The sequence below is a fragment of the Haladaptatus sp. CMAA 1909 genome, assembly GCF_043952005.1.
Classification (GTDB): domain Archaea; phylum Halobacteriota; class Halobacteria; order Halobacteriales; family Haladaptataceae; genus Haladaptatus.
Genome location: NZ_JBIOAV010000001.1, coordinates 149,759 through 173,368, shown reverse-complemented (window position 1 = coordinate 173,368; position 23,610 = coordinate 149,759). Strand labels below are relative to the sequence as shown.

Genomic DNA, 23,610 nt, shown 5'->3' with positions numbered 1-23,610 from the left:
ATGTCGGCACCACTATCCCTTTGTACTGCCCCCACGTAGTGTCAGCCATCGCACGCGGGTACTGTTCATCGCGGCCGGTGGGGTGGCCAAACCCCCCGGTAGCACAGGACTTATGCCTCGCGAACTATCACCCACAACTATCCCCGTGACTGAACAATCATGAACGAAGTGCAACTGGAGGTGGCGAAGGCGTATCCGAACGATTCGGGACGCGGTATCGCCCGTCTCGACCCGGACACGCTCTTGCATCTGAAGCTGAGCCCCGGAGATATCATCGAGATAGAAGGAGGAGATACGACTGCGGCCAAGGTCTGGCGTGCCGACCGGCAGGACTGGAACACCGATACGGTTCGTATCGACGGTTTCACCCGCCAAAACGCCGACGTCGGTATCGGCGAACGCGTCGAGATTCGCAAGGCGGAGGCCGACAAGGCCGACAAACTCGTACTCGCACCGCCCGAGGAGGCGAGCGTCCAGTTCGGGAGCGACGCCGCCGGAATGGTCAAACGACAGATTCTGAAACGGCCGGTCGTCGAACGCGACATCGTGCCCGTCATGTCGAGCACGAACCACCCGTTCATGCGCTCGCCGGGACAGGCGATTCCGCTCATCGCGGTCGAAACCGACCCGCAGGGCGTCTGCCTCATCACCGAGGATACGGAAGTCGAATTGCGGGAAGAGCCGATTTCGGGCTTCGAGAAGACCGGCGGCGGTATCACCTACGAGGACATCGGCGGTCTCCAGAACGAGATCCAACGCGTCCGGGAGATGGTCGAACTCCCGATGAAGCACCCGCAGATCTTCCAGAAACTCGGCATCGAACCGCCGCAGGGTGTGCTCCTCCACGGTCCACCGGGAACCGGGAAGACGCTGTTGGCGAAAGCCGTCGCCAACGAGACCAGCGCGAGTTTCTTCTCCATCGCGGGGCCGGAAATCATCTCGAAATACTACGGCGAGTCCGAACAACAACTCCGTGAAATCTTCGAGGACGCCGCCGAGGAATCCCCTTCCATCATCTTCATCGACGAACTCGACTCCATCGCGCCGAAACGCGAGGACGTGACCGGCGAAGTCGAACGTCGGGTCGTCGCCCAACTGCTCACGATGATGGACGGGTTGGAAGCGCGCGGACAGGTCATCGTCATCGCCGCGACGAACCGCGTCGATTCGGTGGACCCGGCGCTCCGCCGCCCCGGCCGCTTCGACCGCGAAATCGAAATCGGCGTGCCGGACGAGGAGGGACGGACGGAAATCCTGCAGATACACACCCGCGGGATGCCGCTCTCGGACGACGTGAACCTCCCCGGCCTGTCGAACGACACGCACGGGTTCGTCGGTGCCGACATTGAGAGCCTGACGAAGGAGGCGGCGATGAAGGCGCTCCGGCGGTACCTGCCGGAAATCGATCTGGACGAGGAGTCCATCCCGCCGTCGCTCATCGACCGGATGATCGTCAAGCGCGAGGACTTCCGCGGCGCGCTGAACGAGGTGGAACCCTCCGCGATGCGCGAGGTGCTCGTCGAACTCCCGAAGGTGTCGTGGGACGACGTCGGCGGCCTCGAAGACCCCAAGAGTCAGGTCAAAGAGAGCGTCGAATGGCCGCTCTCCTCGCCGGAAAAGTTCGAACGCATGGGAATCGAACCGCCGTCCGGCGTCCTGCTCTACGGGCCGCCCGGAACCGGGAAGACGCTCATGGCGAAAGCGGTCGCCAACGAGACGAACGCCAACTTCATCAGCGTCCGCGGCCCGCAACTGCTGTCGAAGTGGGTCGGGGAAAGCGAGAAGGCCATCCGGCAGACGTTCCGCAAGGCGCGGCAGGTCAGCCCGACGGTCATCTTCTTCGACGAACTCGACAGCCTCGCCCCCGGACGGGGACAGGAGGTCGGGAGCAACGTCTCCGAGCGCGTCGTCAACCAGCTCCTCACCGAACTCGACGGGTTGGAGGACAAAGGCGACGTGATGGTCATCGGCGCGACCAACCGCCCGGACATGATCGACCCGGCGCTCATCCGTTCCGGTCGCTTCGACCGCCTCGTCATGATCGGCCAACCCGACGAGGAGGGCCGCGAACAGATCCTCAAGATCCACACCGAGGACAGTCCGCTCGCGCCCGACGTGAGCCTGCGCGAACTCGCGGAGATGACCGACGGCTACGTCGGCAGCGACCTGGAATCCATCGCCCGCGAGGCCGCAATCGAGGCCCTGCGCGAGGACGACGACGCGGAGGAAGTCGAGATGCGACACTTCCGCGCCGCGATGGAGAGCGTCCGCGCCACGGTCACGGAGGACCTCCTCGACTACTACACCGACATGGAACAGGAGTTCAAGGGCGGGTCGTCCGGTCCGCAGCGCCAGACCGGCGGCCGCATCGGCTTCCAATAGAACCTTTTACGACGGTCGGAAGTCAGCGGTCGCGCGCTACGGCACGCGACCGCTGACAGCCTCCCTGTAAAAGGTTCATCAAAAGCACTCCTCCTTCACTTCGCTACGCTCCATTCAGTCGTCGGCCCGGAAAATCGGAGATTTTCCGGTGACGAACTGGTGCCCTAGCGGTTGACCATCCTTCTGATTCTCGTGGAAATTTCGTTTTCTCTTCTGTTCTCGGAACCACTATAGAGAAAAGATTTACTCGACCGATACAGACACGGGATATGAAATCTCCCTCCCGACGGTCCCTCCTCCGACGATTTGGTGTCCTCTCCGCGGGCGGTGTGGTCGGTGGGTTGAGCGGTTGTTCGGCGCTCGCTCGACCCGAAACGGCGCGCCTCGCGGAACTGATACAGCTCAATCTCGATGAACCCTCACACTGTTCACGTTCGGATTTCTCGGGACGGTGAGCGGGTTCATACCGCGAGCTATTCCCTTGACAAAGGGTCGGAGTTCGGAACCCGCGAAAATCCGGCACCGGTGATACAGGAGGAATGGATGTCCACGGCGGGTGAATACACCGTCGCGGCGCGAGTCGATGACCAGTCCGACTGGTACGAACATCGGTTTCCGGCGAAGAATCGGAAGGGAGACTGTTTTTCCGTGACCATCCGTATTCGTCACGGTGGAGTATTGGACATGCCATCGAACGAGACGGATTCCTGTGGCGAGTGAGCGAATGCTGCATCAAAAGTAGACAATCGGCAGGGGGCAAAGCCGCTGGTCGCTAGAATTCTCACCGCGAACGAGGCGAACGGCGAAGCCGTGAGCCGAGTGAGCGGACTCGGCGCGGACCGGGAGGCGCGAAGCGCCTCCGAAACGAACGGCGAACGTAAGTGAGCCGTGAGTCGAGGGAGCAACGAGGTTTTGGTGCAGATTTTTCCAGGGAGACGGACGAAGCCAGCGCGGTTCGCGCTGGCTTCGTTTCTCGACCGCAGAAAAAGGTGCTAGTATATGAGCTCGTCGTCGTTCTCGACCATGTAGAAGGTGCGAGCGGCGATGTTGACGGCGTGGTCACCGATGCGTTCCAAGTCGCGGATGGTCAGGAGGAGACGCGACACGTCCTGTAGGAGTCGCTCGATTTCCTGTTCCGTGTTCTCTTCGAGTTCGGTTTCGATGAGGTCACGGACGACGAGGGTGCTGGCGCGTTCACAGAGGTCGTCCAAGTCCTCGTCTCGGTCGGCAACGGCGTAGCAGTCCTCGGTGTTCTCGTTGTCGTAGGCCTCCATCGTCACTTCGAGCATGTCGAGCGTGACGGTCCCGAGTTCCTGAATGTCGACTTCGGGGAACCTATCTTGGTCCGCTTCGAGCGTGTACTCCCCGAGGTTGACGGCGAGGTCGGCGATGCGTTCGAGGTCGGTGATGATCTTGAACGATGCCGCGATCATGCGGAGGTCGGTGGCGACCGGTTGCTGGAGCGCGAACAGGTCGATACAGTCCTTTTCGAGTTCGAGGTAGAGTTCGTTCACCTCGTAATCGCCCTCGATGACCTCGTGGGCGAGTTCGCGGTCCTTCTGTTCGAGCGCGTTGAGGCCGAGACGGAGCCGTTCCATCACGACCTCGCTCATGTACAAGACGTTCTCTCGAAGGTCGGTCAACTGCTGCTGGTAATTTTTTCGTGCCATGGTGTGTCTGTTTAGTCTTCTGTATTTGAATTATGTGGCAGTAATAATCTACCCGAACTTTCCGGTGATGTAATCTTCGACACGTTGATGTTCCGGATTCTCGAATATCTTCTGCGTGTCGTCGAACTCCACGAGTTCGCCGCCGGTCAGGAAGACCGCCGTCTTATCGCTGATACGGGCTGCCTGTTGCATGTTGTGGGTGACGATGACGACGGTGTAGTCCTCGGCTAGTTCGGCGATAAGGTCTTCGACCTTCGAGGTCGCGACGGGGTCGAGAGCGCTCGCGGGTTCGTCCATCAAAAGGACTTCCGGGTCAGGCGCGATGGCGCGAGCAATGCAGAGCCGTTGTTGTTGTCCGCCGGAGAGTTCGAGGCCCGACTCGTCCAGTCGGTCCTTCACTTCGTCCCACAGTGCGGCGCGCTTCAGTGATTCTTCGACGATTTCGTCGTAATCCCCGTCCTTGTTCTGGATGTCCAACCCGTACGTGACGTTGTCGTAGATGCTCTTCGGGAACGGGTTCGGCTTTTGGAACACCATCCCGACGCGTCGACGGAGCGCCACTGGATCAACGTCGTCGTCGTAGACGTTCTTCCCCCGAAGGCTGAGTTCACCCTCGACGCGTGCCGCGTCGATGAGGTCGTTCATCCGGTTGATACACCGCAGGAACGTGGACTTTCCACAACCGGATGGACCGATCATCGCGGTGACGCGGTTCTCCGGGATTTCCATGTCGATGCCCCGCAGCGCTTGGTCACTGTCGTACCAGACCTTGACGTCCCTCGCCGTGATGACGGGGCGAGTGTCTGCACGATCGACACCGTCTGAGTCCACCTCCGTTTCGATGACCATCTCGTCGGTCGTCGAATTCGATGATTCTTCTGTACTCTCTTTCCGTCCCGATTCCTCGTTCTGCATGTTCTCTTGACTCATTGTTTATCCCTCTCTCTGAAACTTGTTCCGCAGTGCGATAGCGACGGAGTTCATCGCCAGCATGGCGATGAGGAGGACGACGACACCCGCCGGAACGACTCGCTCGAAGAATTCGGGCGTACCGTACGTTCCCGCCCACACGTAGATTTGCATCGGCATCGCGGTGACGACCGAATCGAACGTCCGGGGAACGGGGGCAACGTTCGCTACGCCGATCATGAGGAGCGGTGCAGTTTCGCCGATTGCACGTCCTAATCCGAGAATCGTTCCGGTAAGGATACCGGGGAATGCCCGCGGAAGGACGACGTTCTTGACCGTCTGCCATCGAGTTGCACCCATTCCGTAGGATGCCTGCCGCATGTCTTCTGGCACAGCCCGAATCGCTTCCTGCGACGAGATGATGATGATGGGCAGAATGAGCAACGACAGTGCTAAGCCGCCGACCACGATGGTGCCGGAACCGAACAGGTTTCCGGCGACGTAAATCGGCGAGAGGCCGAGCGGGTTCGCGATGGCCGGTGGCAGTACCGGAATACCGGGGCCGAGGTAGTTGACGAAGACGCCCGCCGCGAGCAGGCCGTACACGACGCTCGGGACGCCGGCGAGGTTCGAGACGTTGATCTTGATGATCCTCGTCAGTCGGTTGTCCGGTGCGTACTCTTCGAGGTACACCGCGGCACCGACGCCGAGCGGGAAGGACACCGACGCGACGATAAACATCAACAGAACCGAACCGACGATTGCGGGATACAGTCCCGAATCCGCGGCGGTAGTCGAGGCTTCCCCCGTGACGAAAGCCCAGTTGAGCCACGAGTGCGGTCCAGCAAAACTGAAAACGTCCACGAGGAACGCACCGAGAAGTGCACCGACGACGATAACGACTGGAAGGGCGAATCCGATGCGGTTTTCCGGACGATGGGAAACCGTGTCGGCGACGTACAATCCGACCGGAATGCCGGCCATGACCACGAGGAGAGGTGCAGGAACGGCACCGACCCCGATGGGTCCGCCGATGAGTGCCGCGAGCATAGTCGCGAACAGTGCGATTCCCGCTGCGATGTTGCCGGTTCGCTCCCCGTTCCATCTCCGGTTCACGTATCCACGCGATGCCAACGCCCCTATTGAACCGAACGTGAGCGCAATAGACATGCCGTTCGTCGGTATATAAAGTAGCCGAAGAATGCCGTAGGGGATGAGTGCGAACGAGACACCGAACGCCACCACCGTGAAAGCCAGCCATCCGAGGAACGGTATCTCGAAGTTGCTCCGGTGTATTCCGATGGCGAGTGCGAGCGGAACGGCAAAGGCGACGGAGTACGCGAACCACACGAGTGGGTAGACCACGTCGATGAACACCGTCGAGATTCCGAGGGCAAATATCGACCCCACGAGGGGGATTCCGAGCGCGACGAAGCCCGCCGAAAACGCGTTGCGATCGGTTCGGTTTAGATACCAACCGACGGCGAAGGTCGGTACGACGAACACGAGGAAGAAGACGAGATACCACCCCGGGTCGGCGGTAAACGGCTGGATGGCGTCGTTGGCCACGTAGACCAGCAACACTCCGAGTGCGACGATTCCGACGAGTGTCGCGGCCAGAAGCGCGTATCTGAACGCGGTTCCAACCGCTTGGTTGACTCGTCCGAACCCGTCCGTCTTTTCGTATCGTTCTGTATTGGCTGTCATTTCAGTATTCCTCCCGATAGCGCTCCGTGATCAGGTCACTGACGACGTTCATCACGAGCGTAATGGCGAACAAGGTGAGACCGACGGCGAACGCGCTCCGATACGCGAGGCCACCGCCGGCGAAGTCCCCCGTAAGCGAGTGGACGATTGCCGCGGTCATGGGCATGTTAGGCTGGGTGTACCCGAAGGGATTGATCGGGTTTCGAAGGAAGGAAACGCTTCCCGCGGCGACGACAACCGCCATCGTTTCCCCGATGGCGCGCGAAAGCGCGAGGATGTACGAGGAGAGGATGCCGGAAATCGAGGCGGGGATGACGATGCCGACGGACACGTCGAATTTCGTCGCACCCATCCCGTATCCGGCCTGCCGAAGGTCATCGGGGACCGCGCTCATCGCGTCCTCGCTGATGGACGCGACCATCGGAATGATCATGATCCCGACGACGATACCGGCCGACATCATGTTGAAGAACTGCACGTGGAATATCGGTTCCAACAGCGGCGTGATGTATATGAGAGCGAAGAATCCGTAGACGACGGTCGGCACACCGGCGAGGATTTCGAGCGTCGGCTTCAGTACCGACCGCGTCCGCTGAGATGCGTATTCGCTGAGATAGAGGGCCGTCGCGGTTCCGAGCGGGAGCGCGACGATTGCCGAACCGATGGTCACTTGGAGCGTTCCCGACAACGGGGCCAGAACGCCGAACTGACCGTTACTGGGTCGCCACTGCGTCCCCGTGAAGAATTTGAACAAGGACGTCGTCTCCCCACTGACGCCCAGCAGTCCCGCCGTCTCGCTGAAAAACCGCAGCGATTCGTTGAGCAGTAACAGTACGATACCAACCGTCGTGATTATCGACAGGAGTGCGCAAATAAAGAAGAACAGGCGCGCTAGTAACTCCCGCGACGAATTTTCCGTTCGTCTCGTGAGGCTTTGTGTTATCCGATCAGTACTCATTGTTCGTAATCTCCGGGCATACTCGAAAAGGCCTTCGTTTACCGATTTTCCCGATTAGTTACCGTTCGCCTTCTCGATCGACTTCTCGAGGGTGTTCATCTGTTCTTTCTGTTCACTGCTATCGAGCGGAACGTATCCGACGTTTTCCGCCACGATTTCCTTGCTCGTTGCGTGTTCTATCCAAAACTTCGCGAACGCTGCGACCTGATCTTCACCGAGTGCTGACTGTTTTGGGTACGTGAACAGTGGACGAGACAGCGGCTTATACTTACCAGATTTGGCGGTTTCCAGTGACGGTTTTACGCAGCCGTTACCGTTGTCGATACCGAGCGCCTTGACCTGACTTTTTGCCTTGCTGTAGTATGCAAAGCCCATGTAGCCGAGCGCGTATTTGCTATCCTTGACACCGTTGATGATGTTTTGGTCGTTTTCGCTCGCTTGATGGTCCATTCGGTGCTTGTTGTCCTCGCCGATGACCGCTTCGTGGAAGTAATCGAGCGTTCCCGACGCCTCCGTCGGTCCGTAGAGCAGTATCTTCTCGTCCGGCCACTCCGAGTTCACATCGCTCCACTTCGTGACTTTGTTGCTCCCGTCTTTCCAGATCTGCTTCAGTTGGTCGACGGTCATGCAATCGACGAAATCGTTGTCGTTGTTGACGATGACGGTCAGTGCGTCAGTGGCGACTTTGAGTTCGACGGGGACGACGTCGTTTTCCTTGCAGGAGGAAACCTCTTCCTCCTGAATGGGTCGGGAGGCGTTGTTGAACTCCGTCTTCCCCGGACAGAAGTAGTTCGCAAAGCCGCCACCGCTTCCGGTCGATTTGATATCGATTCTCACCTTCTCGTGTTCCTCGGTGAATCTCTCCTGCATCGCCTGTGCCAGCGGAAACACGGTGGAACTGCCGGAGATGCTAATCGAACCGCTCAGTCCACCGTCACCCTCGGAGCCGGTAGCTGCCGGATTTTTCGTACAACCTGCGAGCGCGGCGACCCCGGTTATTCCCGCTCCTGCAAGGAATTCCCGCCGCGAAACGCCGCTTGACGACTTACCTGACATACACTGAATCCCAAGAACAGAACGTAATAATACGTTGCTATTATTTCTATATACTGCTATGTATGGTACCCTTCTACGAATGTCTAACCGTAACACACCAACGACGAAAGCGCGCTATTCGGGAATATCCGAGGTTTTCAACGAATCCTATCTCTGTGTGCCCCGTATGTATTCTATAATTTTGGCTCATTGAGCTGTTGAAAAGATATCTCATCGGAGATTGTCCGATGGGATACCATATTATCTACGGAAATCATCTCTGTTCCGAACGAGTATATAGAGATAGTTGGATTTATAGTGTCCGCCGAACCAAGCAGTCGGTATGGAGACGCGCAAAGTTCAGGTGACGGGCGGTTCGACGTACACCGTTTCGCTTCCGAAGACGTGGGCGACGGACAACGGCGTCGAGGCCGGGAGCGTCGTCGAGTTCTATCCAGAGTCCGACTCGTTGTTGCTCACGCCGAAAAGCGAACGCGGACAGTTGGAAGGCTCTATAGATATCACGAAACTGCAGGACGAGGAGCTTCGCCGTGCGGTGTTCACGATGTACGTGAGCGGGTTCGACATCATCACGCTGGAGGCCACCCGCATCACGACCGAACAGCGCCGGACCATCAGCGCCGCGACCCAGAGCCTCGTCGGCCTGGAGGTCCTCGAAGAGACCGGGAACAAGGTCGTGATTCAGGACCTTCTGGACTCCTCGGAGCTCTCGATTCACAACGCGGTCACGCGCATGCGACTCATCGCGCTCTCGATGTTGGACGACGCCATCACCGCAATCGCCGAGAACGACGACGACATCGCGCGCGACGTTATCGAGCGCGATGAGGACGTTGACCGCCTCTGGTTCGTCGTCTCGCGCATCTTCCGGGCGACGCTCCGCACGGCGAAGGCGACGGAGGAACTCGGGATGAGCCGCGAGGTGTGTTTCGACTACCATTCGAGTGCCCGCCAGCTCGAACGCATCGCCGACCACGCCGCGAAAATCGGGCGGCTCACCCTCCAGTTGCCGGAGGTGGACTCGGACGTCATCCGGAGTTACGAGGAACTCCATGAGGACTCCACCGCGGTGATCGACACGGCGATGGACGCGCTCCTGATGGACGACAGCGAGAAGGCGACCGAAATGGCCAACGAAGCGCGCGAATCCATCCTCCACCTCGACGAACACGCGCGCGCGATCGACAAACTCCTCCGGGACCAGGACCCACAGCAGGCCCAACTCCTCGGTCTGGTCGTCGACTCGCTGTCCCGGTGTGCCGACTACGGCGGCAACATCGCCGAGACGGCGCTCCAGAAGGCCGCACCGCGCCCCTGAGAGCAGGCGACGATTTTCGCTTCGTATCGACGCTCGCGTATCGGCTCCATTCCCAAACGGGAAGAAGTGCCGTCGCTCCGCGGTTCGTGAATCGAAAAAGACGGGTCGATTATTCGTCGTCGACGAGGACGGCGTTGACCTGACCGGTCTGGCCGGGACGCGAGGTCACGCGGGCCGTGCCTTCGGTCGTGACGATGATGGCGCCCTTCGTGATGATGTTTCGGCGGGCGTAGTTCGGGTTCGCGCCGTTTTCGAGGACGTCCTGAATCGTCGCGCTGACGGTTTCGTCGCCGGTGGTGACGTTGGCGACGTCAGTCGTGAGCGCGCGAATCTTCGAGTTACGGCCGCGGGCGTCGGTCGTTCGGTAGCGCGGTTCGCCGACCTGCGTCTCGGTCGGTTCTCGGCCGAGTTCGTGCTTTTTCTTCTTTCGAAGGTCCTTCAGTCGTCCACCGGTCCGCTTTCGCGTGGAGCGTCCTTGGTCTTTCATATCGGGAAGGTAGCCTACGAAATACTTCAATGACTCGGTTCGCAATCCCACATCGGCAGATTTAGGCCGCCGTGTCCAGTTTCGCCGGACGATGAGTTTGCGGATCGCCGTCGCCGCGCCGTTTCAGCAGAGCGGCCGCGGACGAATGCGTGAAAGCGAGTTCGTGGTATCGCTATCGCTCGACAGGGACTGGTTCTCCCCCGACCAAGCCAAGCGGCTCGTGGACGTCGCCAGCGGACAGGGACTGCTGTCCCAGGAGGACGGCGAACTGGTCGCCGAGTTCGACACGGCGAGCGTCGAGATTCCCGACGACTTCGTCCCCGACGAGAGCCTGTTGCAGGAGCAATCGACGTTCGAGAAGGTCCTCGACAAGGTCGTCTCCCACGGGACGAGCAAACAGACCGCCGTCGCCGAAATCAACGAACTCCAGCGGGAGGCCGCCCTCACGGTCGAAGCGGCGGCGGTCGTCTACGCGCGACGGAAGGGTATCGACGTGAGCGCCGAGGCGGACGCGGCGCTCGCGGACCTCAAAACGTAAACCGCCGCCCCGCCAACGCCGGGTATGGTCGAGGATAGGATCACCGACGGGGTGCGCATCGCACAACTGCTCTCCTCCGAGTTCGACGGTCGGGAGGACCCGCCGCTCGATTCGGTCGCCGTCGTGAACGCGGACCCGGACGTCGAACCGAGCGAGGAGGGCACGCTGGCCTACGAACTCGAACGGAGGGGCGAACCGGCGGCGAAGGTGTTCGTCCACCCCGACCGGGTTCGCATCGAACTGTCCGATCACATCGAGGCCGTCGAGAGGAAAGCCGCGGAATCGGGCATCCGCGTCCGACCGAAGGCGGTTCGCCCGCCCCGCGTCCTCGTCTTCGTGGAAAGCGGCGCGGAGGTCAAACGCGCCGTGGACGCCGTAATCGAGTCGTTCTAATCGGGATCGGAACTACACGTGTCGAGCGACGCGATTATTTCAGGGAGCGTGTTGACGAGTTCGTCGCGGTCGACGTACGCGTCGGCGACGGGTTCCGGGTCCGGTCCGTCCGGATACAACACCTGCACCGTTCGGATTCCGGCCTCGTTCGCGCCGCGGACGTCCATCTCCGGGTTGTCGCCGACGTACACCATCTCGGCGGGAGAGACATCGAGGGCCTCACAGAGCGCCTCGAACGCGTGGGGATCCGGCTTTCCCGCGTCGAGTTCCCCGGTGACGACCGTCGCGTCGAAGTGGTCTTCCCACCCTAATTCGGCGAGTTTGCCTCGCTGAGCGGCGACCGGCCCGTTGGTGAGGAGGCCGACGCGATACTCCCGACGGAGTTCCGCGAGCAGGGACGGGATGTCGCCGAGCGGTGCCAGCGCGTCCAGAATCGCCCGCTGATACGCGTCGGTGAGTTCGTCCGCGCCCGCCTCCGGGCTATCCGCGAGCAGATCCGCGAAGATGGGCTTTCGCGATTCGCTCGTCAAGTGACGGCCGTGGGCGTCGAGATACTCCTGACGGGAAAGCGATGGAGCGTTCACCGCTTGGGTCGCGTCCGCGAGCAGTTTTTCCCGCGGTCTGTCGGTCACGGCGAGGGTCTCGTCGAGATCTAACCCGACAGCGGTCACGCACATGGGACATACATGGGACCGAAGTACCTTTACCAGTTCGATAACTCCATGACCCCCGACGGAAAATTTTCGACCGTGAACTTCTTCGACCGCCTCGCGGACCGCATCGCGGCGACGGACAGTATCGTCTCCGTCGGCCTCGACGCCGACATCGACCGGATTCCCGAACATCTACACGAGCACGACCTGCCGCGCTGGGCGTTCAACCGGCGCATCATCGACGCCACGCACGAACACGCGGCGGTGTACAAACCCAACGTCGCGTTCTACGAGGACGCCGACGGATGGGCGGCGCTCACCGAAACCATTGCGTACGCACACGGAAAGGACGTGCCCGTCCTCCTCGACGCGAAGCGCGCCGACATCGGCAACACGGCGCGCCAGTACGCGAAACTCCTCGATTCGGCCGACGCCATCACGGTCAATCCGTACATGGGCCGCGATTCGCTCGACCCGTTCCTCTCGCAGGAAGACAAGGGCGTCTTCATCCTCTGTCGGACCTCGAACCCCGGCGGGTCGGACATGCAGAACCTCAAACTCGCGTCCGGCGAGACCCTCTACGAGTGGGTCGCCTCGCTCGCCGACCTGTGGAACGGCAACGGCAACGTCGGCCTCGTCGTGGGCGCGACGACGCCCGACGAACTCGAAGAACTCCGCGAGCGTGTCCCGGACCTGCCGTTCCTCGTTCCCGGCGTCGGCGCACAGGGCGGCGACGTGGAAGCGGCGGCGACCTACGCGCTCGCGGACGGGGCGGGACTCGTGAACTCCTCGCGGGGCATCATCTTCGCGGGCGAGGACGCGGGGGAGCGGTTCGCCGAAGCGTCGGGGCAGGCCGCGAAGCGACTGAAAAAGCGACTGAACCGGTACCGATAGCCGCGATGTCGATAGCCACGATGTCGATAACCGCGGACCGCGCCGTCAGAACTGGTGCGTTTCGTCCTCGGTGTCCGGCGGGGTGATGTCCTCGCTGCCGGGGGCGTTCGGCGTCCGGTGTTCGTCCTCGCCGACGCCGAGTTCCGCGGCGCACTCGACGCAAAACCCGCTCTGTCGGTCCCAGTCGTCGTCGCAGACGAGGGCACCGCAGCGGTCACAGTCGTGTGTCGCTTCCTCCGTCTCGCAGATTTGACACAGGCCGGTTACGCTCATGGTCGTCCCGACGACGGCGACGCACATCAGTCTGCGGGCGGGTTCGGTTTCTCCTCGCGTTCTGCCGTACCCCGAACAGTTATCGCCGTCCGAACAGACCACGAAAGCATGACAGCGCCAGCGGATGTGATTCTCACGAACGCGGAGGTACACACCCTGACGGACGGCGACGAAACCGCCGAAGCGGTCGCCGTCAGAGGCGGGGAGATCGTCCGCGTCGATTCGGCCTACGAAGTCGCGTTCCTCGACGGCACCGAAACCGAGGTCGTCGACCTCGGGGGACGGGTCCTCCTGCCGGGATTCATCGACGCCCACACGCACATGCAGACGGCCGGGAGCTATCTCGTCAACGCCGACCTCTCGGCCGCCGACTCGCCCGGCGATTGCGTGAACCTGCTGGCCGAATTGGAGGCCGACCGCGAGTGGGTACTCGGCTACGGGTTCGACGAGAGCATGTGGGACGAATCGCGCTACCTCACCCGCGAGGACCTCGACGAGGTGAGCGAAACCCGCCCCGTCGTCGCGTTCCGCGAGGACCTGCACGTCGCCTCCGTCAACGGCGTCGTCCTCGACCGACTCGGCGAGGAGATGCCCGACAAGGACATGGAAACGGAGGACGGCGAACCAACCGGCGTCATCGTGGAGGACGCGGTCAACGTCGTGTACGAGACCATCGAACCCGACGCCGAGACGACGCGGGAACTCCTCCTCGCGGCACAGCGGGACGCCAACGAAAAGGGTGTCACGGGCGTTCACGACATGGTCCGCCGGTCGCGCGCGCCGAAGGTGTACCGCGACCTCGAACTCGACGGCGACCTGACGATGCGGGTTCGCATCAACTACTGGAGCGACCACATCGAGGCCGCGGACGAGATCGGCCTCGTGACGAATCACGGCAGTCAGATGGTGACGACGGGCGCGATAAAGTCCTTCACCGACGGCAGTTTCGGCGGCCGGACGGCGAAGCTCTCGGAACCGTACGCCGACGCTGGAGACGCCGCTGACGGTGATGACGTCACCGATACCGACGACGCGACCGGGCAGTGGGTGGTTTCGCCCGAGGAACTGGACGAAATCGTCGAACGGGCGGACGGCGCGGGCTTTCAGGTGACGGCCCACGCCATCGGCGACGAGGCCATCGAGGCCGTGCTGGACGCCTACGAGAAAACGGAGGACGCGGGCGAGAAGCGCCACCGCGTCGAACACGTCGAACTCGCGACTGACGAACAGATAGAGCGATTCGCCGAGTCCGGCGTCGTCGCGTCGGTTCAGCCGAACTTCCTGAAGTGGGCGCAACCGGATGGCCTGTACGACGCCCGACTCGGCGGGGAGCGACGGACGCGGACGAACCGCTACCGAACGTTGCTCGACGCCGGTGCCCACCTCGCGTTCGGGAGCGACTGCATGCCCCTCGACCCCCTGCTCGGGATTCACCAGACCGTCAACGCGCCCGTCGAGGAACAGCGCCTGTCCGTGACGGAGGCGCTCCGCGCGTACACGCTCGGGGCGGCCTACGCCGGGTTCGACGAGGACGACCTCGGAACGGTCGAGAAGGGGAAGCGGGCCGATTTCGTCGTCCTCGACCGCTCGCCGTGGGAACACGCCGACGACATCGAGAACATCGACGTGGCGATGACGGTGGTGGACGGAACCGTCGTCTTCGACGGGCGGAACGATTAAGCCGGGGCGACCCCCGATTTCCGTCATGTTCCTCCCCGCCCTCGACGCCGGAATCGGTGCCGTCCTCCCAGTGTTCTTGCTCCTCGCGCTCGGTGCCCCGCTCCTCCTCTGGTGGTTCATCGAGACGGAACGGAACCACGAGGAGGAAGAACATCGGGACTGGGAGAGCGCGGAACGTGCCGCACGGCGCGACACGCGGGACGACCGGCGATAACGAACGCAGGTGAAGGGCCGATTTTCTGGAGAGGTATCTTACGAATAGCCTTCGGTATCGTGGATGAGCTACTGGGAGAATCCGATAGCGCCAATTGAAGAGAAAATTTTTTCAATACTCGCTGTTGTCGGCTAGGATACTGTAGGTGACCCACCGTGCCAAAAATGGAGACAGCAAATCTCGAAACAGAACTCAGTCTGTTCAAATACGATAATTTAGAGCAACTTCCCTCGGAGTACCGCGGACTGAGTGAAAAAGAACGAACGGAGCGCATCGAGCGAGCGCTCGCCGAACTGGGGAACGACGTGGTCGTCCTCGGGCATAACTACCAGCGACGGGAGATCGTCGAACACGCGGACTTCATCGGCGACTCCTATCAGTTGAGCGTCCGGGCCGCGGAGGCGGACGCGAAGTACGTCGTCTTCGGCGGCGTCACGTTCATGGCCGAGTCGGCGGACGTCATCACGGACGACGACCAGACGGTCATCCTCCCGTCGATGGAGGCGTCGTGTCCGATGGCCGGGATGGCAGAAGCGTTGCAGGTCGATTCCGCGTGGGCGGACATCGAGGCCGCCGCGCCCGACGCGAACATCGTTCCCATCACGTACATGAACTCCTACGCCGACCTGAAGGCCTTCTGTGCCGAGCAGGGCGGTGCGGTCTGTACCTCCTCGAACGCCCACCGCGTCTTCGAGTGGGCGCTCGAACGGGGTGACAAGGTCCTCTTCCTGCCGGACAAACACCTCGGCGAGAACACGGCTCATCGCCTCGGATTGGAAAACGAGACGGCGATGTGGAACCCGTGGAACCCCGAGGAGCAGAACCCGGAGGCCGTGGCGGACGCGAAAATCGTCCTCTGGGACGGCTACTGCCAAGTTCACGAGCGCTTCGGCGTGAAACACGTCGAGCGAGTACGGGAGAATCACCCCGAGGCGAAAGTGGTCGTCCATCCGGAATGCCGCCGCGAGGTCGTGGAGGCGGCCGACGTCGTCGGAAGCACGGCGACCATTTGTGAGTCCATCGCGGAGGCGGACCCCGGCGAGACGTGGGCCATCGGGACGGAGATCCACCTCGTCGAACACCTCGACCGCTGGCATCCGGAGGTGAACGTCCTCCCCCTCTGCGGCGACGCGTGCATGGACTGCAACGCGATGCGCCAGATCGACCCGAACTACCTGACGTGGGTGCTGGAGGAGTTGGTCGAGGGGCGCGAGCGGAACGTCATCGAAGTCGCGCCGGACGAAAAGGACCTCGCCGAGTTGGCGCTCGACAGGATGTTGGACCTATGAACGGAGAGGTGAACGACGCCGAAACGACCGACGTGCTCGTCGTCGGCAGCGGCATCGCGGGCTGTAGCGCCGCGCTTTCCGCGGCGCGGGAAGGTGCGGACGTACTCCTCGCCACGAAGGCAACGCGGCCCGAAAACGCCTCGACGCACTGGGCGCAAGGCGGCATCGCCGTGACCCGCGACGACCCGGAATCGCTCCACGCCGACGTGCTGACGGCGAGCGCGAACACCGCTGACCCGGACGCGGTGAGCGTACTGGTCGAAAACGCGAACGACGCCGTCGAGGACGTGCTTCTGGACGCGCTCGGCGTCGCGTTCGATACGGACGGCGAGGGATTCGACTACGGGCGCGAGGCCGCACACTCCGAGGAGCGAATCCTGCACGTCGACGCCAGCACGGGACAGCACGTCCTCGGGCCGTTTCTGTCCCATCTGGACGGTCATCCCCGGGTGACGATTCGAGAGGACACCGCGGCGCTGTCGCTCGTGACGCACGAAGGACGGGTTCACGGCGCGGTGCTGGAACGCGAGGGCGAACTCCGCCCGGTCTTCGCGGGGGCGACGGTACTCGCGACCGGCGGCGTCGGGGCGCTGTACGGCCACTCGACGAACCCTCCATCGGCGACGGGCGACGGCATCGCCATGGCCGCGCTCGCGGGGGCGAAGACGGCGGACATGGCGTACGTGCAGTTTCACCCGACGGCGTACGAGGGCAACGACGCGGAACATCGTTCCGCGAACGGTCGAGTAGTGCGGAACACAGTTCCGCAAACCGTTCGAGCGGGCGAGCCCCGCGAGAAGACGGCGACGCCACGAGACGACACGTTCCTCGTCAGCGAGGCGGTTCGCGGCGAGGGTGCGGTCCTCCGAAACGCCGACGGCGAACGGTTCATGTGCGACGCGCATCCCGACGCCGAGTTGGCACCGCGCGACGTGGTGGCCCGCGCGGTTCAGCGTGAACGCGAACGAACCGGGGAGGTCCGCCTCGACACGACGCCGCTCGACTTCGCGGGGACGTTTCCGGACCTCGCCGAAAAGTGCGACGAGCGGGGCGTTCCGCACGATTCGATTCCGGTCGCGCCGAGCGAGCACTTCCTCTGCGGCGGCATCGACGTGGACGACAGAGGTCGAACGACCCTCGATCGCCTGTTCGCGGTCGGCGAGTGCTCCCGAACCGGCGTGCACGGCGCGAACCGACTCGCCTCGACCAGCCTGCTCGAAGGGTTGGTGTGGGGACTCCGCGCCGGGGAGACGGCGGCGAACGTCGAAACCGGCCCCGAACCGGTCGAAACTCCCGACCTGCTGAACAGCGACCCGGCGCTCCCCGCGGGTTTCGCCCGCGACAAGTTCGCCCGACTACGAACGGTGATGGACGAGTGCGTCGGCCTCTCGCGGACCCCCGCCGACCTGCGGCGAGCGACGGCAATGCTTCGGCGGTTGAAGGGCGAGGTGGACGCCTACGCCAGAACCCGTACCGCGCGGGACCTGTACGAACTCCGGAACGCGAGCGTCGTGTCGCTCCTCATCGCGCGGGACGCGCTGGACGCCGAGTCCGTCGGTTGTCACCACGTGGAGGAACTCCGTGCTGACTGACAGCGACGTGGAGCGATGGCTCCGCGAGGACGTGGGACACCGCGACGTGACGAACCACGTCCCCGGCGAGACGGTCGGGAGACTCGTCACGCGGGAGTCCGGCGTCGTCGCCGGAACGGACGCCGCGAGAGCCGTCTTCGACTACCTCGGCTGCGAGGTTCGTTCCGCGGTCGGAGACGGGAGCAGCATCGAAGCTGGCGACGCGGCCTTCGAGGTTCACGGTCCGGCGACGGCCGTCCTCCGGGGCGAGCGAGTCGCGGTCAACCTCGTCGGCCACGCGTCGGGCGTCGCGACGAAGACGGCGGAGGCAGTGGCCGCCGCCCGCACCGTCAGCGACGACGTGGCGATCGCGGGGACGCGAAAGACGACGCCCGGCCTCCGCGGCATCGAAAAGCGGGCCGTCGCGGCCGGGGGCGGCGATACGCACCGACTCACGCTCTCGGGGATGGTCATGGTCAAGGACAACCACATCGAGGAGATGGGGATGGACGGCGCGATAGCACACTTCCGCGAGTTGGCGTCGTTCGCCGCGAAAATCGAGGTGGAGGTGGAGCGTCCGGCGGACGGCCGCCGGGCGGCGGACGCGGGTGCCGACATCGTGATGTTCGACAACCTCCCGCCGGAGGACGTCGAGCGAGGCGTCGAACTGCTTCCCGACGGCGTCCTCGCGGAGGCGAGCGGCGGCATCGGAGTCGAGGACGTGCCGGCGTACGCCGGAACCGGCGTCGACGTGATTTCGCTCGGTGCGTTGACCCACAGCGCGCCGTCACTCGACTTCTCGTTCCGCACCGGGTGAGACGTCGGCGGCGGACGGTCCGTCGAGACGGTGTGAAACGGATGGAGGAAAAGGAGAGCGAAGGGAGAGAAATTGAAAGGGAACCACCGGGAGGGATTTCACCCCCCGGTGAAACGTATCCATATGGACGAAAATCGCCTCGATTCGTTCGAGGAGGTGGCGGTGCGGGCGTGCGATGCCGCGGGGGAGTACCTCGCCGCCGAGTTCCGAACGGAGTCGCTCGCGGCGGAGCACGGCCCGGACGACGTGAAAGCCGCCGCGGACCGGGCGGCGGAGCGCCGCGTGCTGGACGTACTGACCGACGCGTACCCGGACCACGCCGTCTACGCCGAGGAGTCGGGACGGCGGTCCGGCGCGGCCAACTACCGCTGGGTCGTGGACCCGCTCGACGGCACGAACAACTTCTGTTCGGGGATACCGTACTTCGGGACCGCAGTAGCGCTCCTCCGCGACGACGTACCGATTCTGGCTGCGGTTCGCGACCCGCTTCACGACCGCACCCACGTCGCCAAACGGGACGGCGGGGCCACCGTGAACGGCGAGCCGATTCGCGCGGAAAGCAACGTGGCGAGCGACCACGCCACGGTCGCGTTCGTCCTCGGTCTGGACGCCGTTCGGGACGAGGCGCTACGGTCGGCGGGCGACGCGCTGAACGCGGAAATCGCCGGGCGCTGCAAGCGAGTGTGGACGAGTTGGGCTCCCGCGCTGGACTGGGGGCTTCTCGCACAGGGGAAGATAGAGGCCGTCGTCTGCTTCCACCCGGACGAAGTGGAACAGCACGCGGGGTGGTTGTTGGCGGGGGAAAGCGGCGCGAGGCTGGCGAGCGAGGACGATCTGTATCTCGCGGCGGCGAGCGATGAGACGTTCGAGACGCTGGAAACGGTGCTTTGAACTCCAAGGGACTGGCGAGCGGTGACGGTCCCCCTGAACGTGGAAGCAAATTGTGAAAAATCGTTATAGTTATTGTTTCCCGTGCTAAACGTCAACACATGGCAGCCAAATCGAGTCGTTCGCCATTCGAGCGACTACGGCAGCATTACGAGGACAAGGAACGGAAATGCATCGAATGTGGCTACGTTGATACGGAGGGCCACTGGCGCGTCACGAAACGCGGACGTGAAATCCACTATCAACACATCTGTCCGCGCTGTGACGCCATCGACACGCGCGTCCTCCGGTACGGTTAGTTTTCCAACAGCGACTCGCCGGTCATCTCCGGCGGTTGCCCGACGCCGATGAGCGAGAGGAGCGTCGGCGCGAGGTCACAGAGCGACCCGCCCTCGCGAATCGCTTTTCCGTCGTCGTCGCCCTCGGGGGAGACGTAGACGAGCGGGACGGGATTGTACGTGTGTGCCGTGTGCGGGTTCTCCGGCGTCCCCATGTCGTCCGCGTTGCCGTGGTCCGCGGTGATGAGGACGTGCGCGCCGTGAGCTTCGAGCGTCTCCGCGAGTCGCCCGAGCTGTTCGTCCACCGCTTCGACGGCTTCGACGGCGGCGTCGAAGTCACCCGTGTGGCCCACCATGTCCGGGTTCGCGTAGTTAAGGACCAGCACGTCGGGGTCCTCCGCGTCGATGACCGAGATGGCCGTGTCCGTGACGCCCTCGGCGCTCATCTCGGGTTGCAGGTCGTAGGTCGGCACGTCGGGACTCTCGATGATGCGCCGAATCTCGCCGTCGAACTCGACCTCCCGCCCGCCGTTCAGGAAGTAGGTGACGTGAGCGTACTTCTCCGACTCCGCCAGTCGAAGCTGTGTCAGGCCGTTCTCCGAGAGCACCTCGCCCAGCGTCTGCTCGGGTTGGTGGGGCGGGAAGGCCACCGGCAGGTCGAACTCGGGGTCGTACTGGGTCATCGTCACGAACTCGACGTCGGGGGGATGCGTATCGAACGGCCATACCGGGTCGATATCCGCGATCATGCGCGTGAGCTGTCGAGCGCGGTCGGAGCGGTAGTTGAAGAACACCACCGCGTCGCCGTCTTCGAGCGCACGCCCGCCCCTCACGAGCGACGGGGCGACGAACTCGTCCGTGTCGCCGCGCTCGTAGGACGCTTCCACGGCCTCCACGGCGCTTCCCTTCTCGTACTCGGCTTCCCGATTCACGATGGCGTCGTAGGCGCGGTTCGTCCGCTCCCAGTTCCGGTCGCGGTCCATCGCGTAGTAGCGCCCCGAGACGGTGGCGATGTCGCCCGTTCCCTGCTCCTCGACCACGTCTTCGAGGCTGGCGAGGAAGCCAGCCCCGCTCTTCGGCGGCGTGTCTCGCCCGTCGGTGAAGGCGTGCGTCGTCGCCTCGACGCCCCGTTCCGCCGCGAGTTCGATGAGCGAGTAGAGGTGTTGTTGATCGGAGTGGACGCCGCCGGTACTCACGAGTCCCATGAAGTGAACGCGGCCGTCGTGTTCCGCCGCGTAGTCGAACGCGCCGTTGATGGCCTCGTTCTCGCCCAGTTCGCCGTTCGCGATGGCGTCGCTGATGCGGGTGTACTCCTGTCTGACGACGCGTCCCGCACCGATGTTCAGGTGGCCGACCTCGCTGTTCCCCATCTGGCCGTCCGGGAGGCCGACCCGCCGCCCCGTCACGTCGAGGGTTCCGTAGGCTCCTTCCCGCGCCAACCGGTCGAAATTCGGCGTGTCCGCGGCCTCGATCGCGTTCCGGCCGCCGTCTTCGCTGCCCAGTCCCCATCCGTCGAGCACGATGAGTCCCGCTCTCATGGGCGAACCGACGGCACCGCGTGGTAACTATTCTTCGCTCGCACGGCTGAAACGTAGATGCCTTCTCCTCGGCATTTTTCTTTCACTTTCACTCCGCGTAAGAATCCATTTAACTACGGTAGCGGTGCTGGTTACAGTCGCTCGTTCACAGGGACGGGTGATACTATGCCCAACAGGGCACCATCGAACGGGGTTTCCGTGGCGCTCATCACCGCCGGTGCGACGATCATCGCCAATCGAAACGACGTCGGTTGGATACTCATCGTCGTGGGGGTGATACTCGCGAGACGGAAGGCGGGCGACCGATAGTCACGCGGCTGTCGTTCGCCCGGAACTCAGCATTTTATAGGACCGAATACGTCGAACGCGCCGAGCGTTCTCGTCGAGCGCAAGCGTTCGTTCGGAAGCGGTGGCGTTCGATTATGTGTGCGAATCGGAGAACGATACCTTTTTTCGGGGTGGACCGGATTGAAGCGGGCATGACACTCGACCCCGTTCACTTCGACGGCATCGCCGAACTGGCGGACAGGATAGAGTACGAAGGGGAAGAGCGCAACCATCGTGACCTCGCACGGAGCGTCTGGGAGAACTACCTCGATCCGCTGTTTCACGAGGGAACCGAGATACTCGCGCCGCTGTCCGAACTCCGGCGGAAACGCGCGAACATCGAGGAGTTGGCGCTCGAAGCGGACCAGTTCGGGACGATGCACGGACTCGACTCGGGGACTATCAACCCGCAACCGTTCAAGAACGGGTTGGTGGTGGACGTGGCGCACGCGGCGATGAGTTCGTCGCCGTCGGACCTCGACTTACACGATTCGCGGACGGTCGTGAAGGCAGTCCACACGAACGACGTACAGCGGAACTTCGACACGGAGTGGGAACCATACGGCAAGAACAGCAAACGCCGAATCATCCACGCACCGCGCCGGGACGACTACGAGCAGGACATCGTTCACGCGCTGGCGCTGTATCGCACGGAGAGCAGACACGCGCTCGACCACGCCGAGGACGTTTCCGACCTCCTCCTGCTGGACGGGCCGATGTACCCGAAGGGGTTGCTCCGCTGGCGGAACAGGGGGAGGATACTTCCCGACCTGTTCGAGGAGTCGGCGGAGGTGCGGGCGATTCTGCAGAACTACGTCGAACTGGTGGAGACGTTCGCCGAGCGGGAGGTGCCGCTCGCGGGGTTCGTGAAGAACATCTCCGCGCGGTCGATAACTCGGGTACTGCGGGAGAAGGAAGGAAACGGGATACACGCCCCGTGGACGCACGACGCCGCCTTCTTCTCGCAGGTTCTCGAACGCGGCGAGTACGAAAACGGCGAGTACGAGCGGTTCACCGACGATCTGACCCTGACGAACTGGTTCGTCTCGCGCGCCGGGTCCGACGCCTTCTTCGGAGGCGAAAAGGCCGCACGGTACATCGACCGAGAGTACGCGGCAGAACAGTACGAAGTGACGTTCTGTGTCGTCTACGACCCGCGACGGCGGTTGCTGTTCAAGATCGAGGCACCGCGGATTTTCACGGCTGACGAGACGTGTCGGCGGCGTATCGAACGACAACTGTTGAAGGAGATAGCCATCTCGAAGGGACCGCCGACGGTCATCACGAAGGCTGATTCGCTGGCACAAATCGGCCGGGACAGCACGGAGTCGCTGATACGGAGCTTCGAGAAGTCCTTCGACACCGAACTCGACCGGAACTACGACGACATCCGCTGGGGACTCGACTACTGAAGTTCCCCTTTCTCCATCGAGAACTCGACGTCGTCGGCGTCCACGCCGATGCGAGCGAACTGCGTCCGAACGTGTTCTTCCGCGGCGGCGAGGGCTTGGTCGCGGGTGTCGAACCCGCGGGGCATCGGCGTCTCGAACGCGACGTGGACCTCCTCGCCCGATACCATCTGGGCGGTGCCGCCGCTCTCGACCTGATAGAACTCGTCACAGACCCAGACGTACGGCGCGTCTTCGTCCGGCGCGCCCTTGAACGAGGGTGAGCGTTCACCCCGTTCGTACAACGTCCCCGTGAGGGTCGTCCCGCCTGCCTCACCACGAACGAGCAACATACCCGTACGTAGGAGTCCCGAGAATAAAA

General features: G+C 62.9%; 26 protein-coding genes. 16 read left to right on the top strand and 10 right to left on the bottom strand.

Translation table 11 applies throughout. The features are described 5' to 3' along the window. Positions 1-159: 159 nt before the first annotated feature. The 3 genes from ACGYLY_RS00940 to ACGYLY_RS00930 all read left to right on the top strand — a co-directional run bounded on the left by ACGYLY_RS00940 (position 160) and on the right by ACGYLY_RS00930 (position 3,102). Positions 160-2,382, top strand: coding sequence for a CDC48 family AAA ATPase (locus ACGYLY_RS00940; RefSeq protein ID WP_231185339.1), 2,223 nt, complete (start codon positions 160-162; stop codon positions 2,380-2,382). 269 nt (positions 2,383-2,651) lie between these two features. After that, complete coding sequence (locus tag ACGYLY_RS00935; protein ID WP_395283666.1) at positions 2,652-2,837, top strand: hypothetical protein; 186 nt, start codon at positions 2,652-2,654, stop codon at positions 2,835-2,837. Between the two features lie 88 nt (positions 2,838-2,925). After that, entirely contained in the window at positions 2,926-3,102 is a 177-nt protein-coding gene (locus tag ACGYLY_RS00930) for a hypothetical protein (protein WP_395283665.1), read from the top strand. A gap of 272 nt (positions 3,103-3,374) precedes the next feature. Here the strand turns inward: ACGYLY_RS00930 and phoU are convergent, their stop codons facing one another. The 5 genes from phoU to ACGYLY_RS00905 all read right to left on the bottom strand — a co-directional run bounded on the left by phoU (position 3,375) and on the right by ACGYLY_RS00905 (position 8,682). Next, positions 3,375-4,052: a phosphate signaling complex protein PhoU gene (gene phoU / locus ACGYLY_RS00925; RefSeq protein WP_231185341.1), complete on the bottom strand. Its 678-nt coding sequence runs from the start codon at positions 4,050-4,052 to the stop codon at positions 3,375-3,377. Between the two features lie 48 nt (positions 4,053-4,100). After that, positions 4,101-4,901: a phosphate ABC transporter ATP-binding protein PstB gene (gene pstB, locus ACGYLY_RS00920; protein ID WP_395284183.1), complete on the bottom strand. Its 801-nt coding sequence runs from the start codon at positions 4,899-4,901 to the stop codon at positions 4,101-4,103. An 84-nt stretch (positions 4,902-4,985) separates the two neighbouring features. After that, positions 4,986-6,668, bottom strand: a complete 1,683-nt coding sequence (pstA, locus tag ACGYLY_RS00915) for a phosphate ABC transporter permease PstA (RefSeq protein WP_395283664.1) — start codon at positions 6,666-6,668, stop codon at positions 4,986-4,988. Position 6,669: 1 nt separating this feature from the next. Continuing rightward, complete coding sequence (pstC, locus tag ACGYLY_RS00910; protein ID WP_395283663.1) at positions 6,670-7,626, bottom strand: phosphate ABC transporter permease subunit PstC; 957 nt, start codon at positions 7,624-7,626, stop codon at positions 6,670-6,672. 54 nt (positions 7,627-7,680) lie between these two features. Continuing rightward, complete coding sequence (locus ACGYLY_RS00905) at positions 7,681-8,682, bottom strand: PstS family phosphate ABC transporter substrate-binding protein (protein WP_395283662.1); 1,002 nt, start codon at positions 8,680-8,682, stop codon at positions 7,681-7,683. A 322-nt stretch (positions 8,683-9,004) separates the two neighbouring features. Between ACGYLY_RS00905 and ACGYLY_RS00900 the strand changes: the two genes are divergently transcribed. Next, positions 9,005-10,000 (top strand): phosphate uptake regulator PhoU, encoded by a 996-nt coding sequence (locus ACGYLY_RS00900; RefSeq protein ID WP_231185345.1) that lies wholly within the window; start codon positions 9,005-9,007, stop codon positions 9,998-10,000. A gap of 109 nt (positions 10,001-10,109) precedes the next feature. On the opposite strand, the gene ACGYLY_RS00895 is transcribed toward ACGYLY_RS00900, so the two are convergent. Continuing rightward, on the bottom strand, positions 10,110-10,487 hold the full coding sequence (locus tag ACGYLY_RS00895; RefSeq protein ID WP_395283661.1) for a 30S ribosomal protein S8e: 378 nt from the start codon (positions 10,485-10,487) through the stop codon (positions 10,110-10,112). A gap of 91 nt (positions 10,488-10,578) precedes the next feature. Between ACGYLY_RS00895 and ACGYLY_RS00890 the strand changes: the two genes are divergently transcribed. Together ACGYLY_RS00890 and ACGYLY_RS00885 are read left to right on the top strand one after the other, a co-directional pair. Beyond that, positions 10,579-11,025 carry a DUF2240 family protein gene (locus ACGYLY_RS00890; RefSeq protein WP_395283660.1) on the top strand — a complete coding sequence of 149 codons (447 nt, stop codon included), beginning with the start codon at positions 10,579-10,581 and terminating at the stop codon, positions 11,023-11,025. A 24-nt stretch (positions 11,026-11,049) separates the two neighbouring features. Then, a complete protein-coding gene (locus ACGYLY_RS00885) occupies positions 11,050-11,418 on the top strand; it encodes a hypothetical protein (RefSeq protein WP_395283659.1) in 369 nt (122 codons plus the stop codon). On the opposite strand, the gene ACGYLY_RS00880 is transcribed toward ACGYLY_RS00885, so the two are convergent. Then, entirely contained in the window at positions 11,415-12,095 is a 681-nt protein-coding gene (locus ACGYLY_RS00880) for an HAD family hydrolase (protein WP_395283658.1), read from the bottom strand. The two genes, ACGYLY_RS00885 and ACGYLY_RS00880, sit on opposite strands and share 4 nt — an antisense overlap. A gap of 72 nt (positions 12,096-12,167) precedes the next feature. Between ACGYLY_RS00880 and pyrF the strand changes: the two genes are divergently transcribed. Next, the gene (pyrF, locus tag ACGYLY_RS00875; protein ID WP_395284182.1) at positions 12,168-12,965 is read left to right on the top strand and encodes an orotidine-5'-phosphate decarboxylase; all 798 of its coding nucleotides are present in this window, start codon (positions 12,168-12,170) and stop codon (positions 12,963-12,965) included. Positions 12,966-13,010: 45 nt separating this feature from the next. On the opposite strand, the gene ACGYLY_RS00870 is transcribed toward pyrF, so the two are convergent. Continuing rightward, positions 13,011-13,340, bottom strand: coding sequence for a hypothetical protein (locus tag ACGYLY_RS00870; protein ID WP_395283657.1), 330 nt, complete (start codon positions 13,338-13,340; stop codon positions 13,011-13,013). 6 nt (positions 13,341-13,346) lie between these two features. Here ACGYLY_RS00870 and ACGYLY_RS00865 point away from each other — a divergent pair, with 6 nt between their 5' ends. The 7 genes from ACGYLY_RS00865 (at position 13,347) to ACGYLY_RS00835 (ending at position 19,996) form a co-directional block, all read left to right on the top strand. After that, positions 13,347-14,918, top strand: coding sequence for an amidohydrolase (locus ACGYLY_RS00865; protein WP_395283656.1), 1,572 nt, complete (start codon positions 13,347-13,349; stop codon positions 14,916-14,918). A 25-nt stretch (positions 14,919-14,943) separates the two neighbouring features. Further along, positions 14,944-15,132, top strand: a complete 189-nt coding sequence (locus ACGYLY_RS00860; RefSeq protein ID WP_395283655.1) for a hypothetical protein — start codon at positions 14,944-14,946, stop codon at positions 15,130-15,132. 155 nt (positions 15,133-15,287) lie between these two features. Continuing rightward, positions 15,288-16,421 carry a quinolinate synthase NadA gene (gene nadA / locus ACGYLY_RS00855; protein WP_395283654.1) on the top strand — a complete coding sequence of 378 codons (1,134 nt, stop codon included), beginning with the start codon at positions 15,288-15,290 and terminating at the stop codon, positions 16,419-16,421. Continuing rightward, a complete protein-coding gene (locus ACGYLY_RS00850) occupies positions 16,418-18,013 on the top strand; it encodes an L-aspartate oxidase (protein ID WP_395283653.1) in 1,596 nt (531 codons plus the stop codon). The genes nadA and ACGYLY_RS00850 overlap by 4 nt, the downstream gene beginning before the upstream one ends. Then, a complete protein-coding gene (gene nadC, locus ACGYLY_RS00845; RefSeq protein ID WP_395283652.1) occupies positions 18,003-18,809 on the top strand; it encodes a carboxylating nicotinate-nucleotide diphosphorylase in 807 nt (268 codons plus the stop codon). The genes ACGYLY_RS00850 and nadC overlap by 11 nt, the downstream gene beginning before the upstream one ends. 123 nt (positions 18,810-18,932) lie before the next feature. Then, a complete protein-coding gene (locus ACGYLY_RS00840; protein ID WP_395283651.1) occupies positions 18,933-19,700 on the top strand; it encodes an inositol monophosphatase family protein in 768 nt (255 codons plus the stop codon). Positions 19,701-19,798: 98 nt separating this feature from the next. Continuing rightward, positions 19,799-19,996, top strand: a complete 198-nt coding sequence (locus ACGYLY_RS00835) for an HVO_0649 family zinc finger protein (RefSeq protein WP_395283650.1) — start codon at positions 19,799-19,801, stop codon at positions 19,994-19,996. Here the strand turns inward: ACGYLY_RS00835 and gpmI are convergent. Further along, the gene (gene gpmI, locus ACGYLY_RS00830; protein ID WP_395283649.1) at positions 19,993-21,513 is read right to left on the bottom strand and encodes a 2,3-bisphosphoglycerate-independent phosphoglycerate mutase; all 1,521 of its coding nucleotides are present in this window, start codon (positions 21,511-21,513) and stop codon (positions 19,993-19,995) included. The two genes, ACGYLY_RS00835 and gpmI, sit on opposite strands and share 4 nt — an antisense overlap. A gap of 165 nt (positions 21,514-21,678) precedes the next feature. On the opposite strand from gpmI, the gene ACGYLY_RS00825 reads away from it, so the two are divergent. Continuing rightward, complete coding sequence (locus ACGYLY_RS00825) at positions 21,679-21,822, top strand: hypothetical protein (protein ID WP_395283648.1); 144 nt, start codon at positions 21,679-21,681, stop codon at positions 21,820-21,822. Between the two features lie 170 nt (positions 21,823-21,992). Beyond that, positions 21,993-23,252 (top strand): DNA double-strand break repair nuclease NurA, encoded by a 1,260-nt coding sequence (locus ACGYLY_RS00820; protein WP_395283647.1) that lies wholly within the window; start codon positions 21,993-21,995, stop codon positions 23,250-23,252. Here the strand turns inward: ACGYLY_RS00820 and ACGYLY_RS00815 are convergent. After that, positions 23,246-23,581 carry a hypothetical protein gene (locus tag ACGYLY_RS00815; RefSeq protein ID WP_231185361.1) on the bottom strand — a complete coding sequence of 112 codons (336 nt, stop codon included), beginning with the start codon at positions 23,579-23,581 and terminating at the stop codon, positions 23,246-23,248. The two genes, ACGYLY_RS00820 and ACGYLY_RS00815, sit on opposite strands and share 7 nt — an antisense overlap. Positions 23,582-23,610 lie beyond the last annotated feature (29 nt).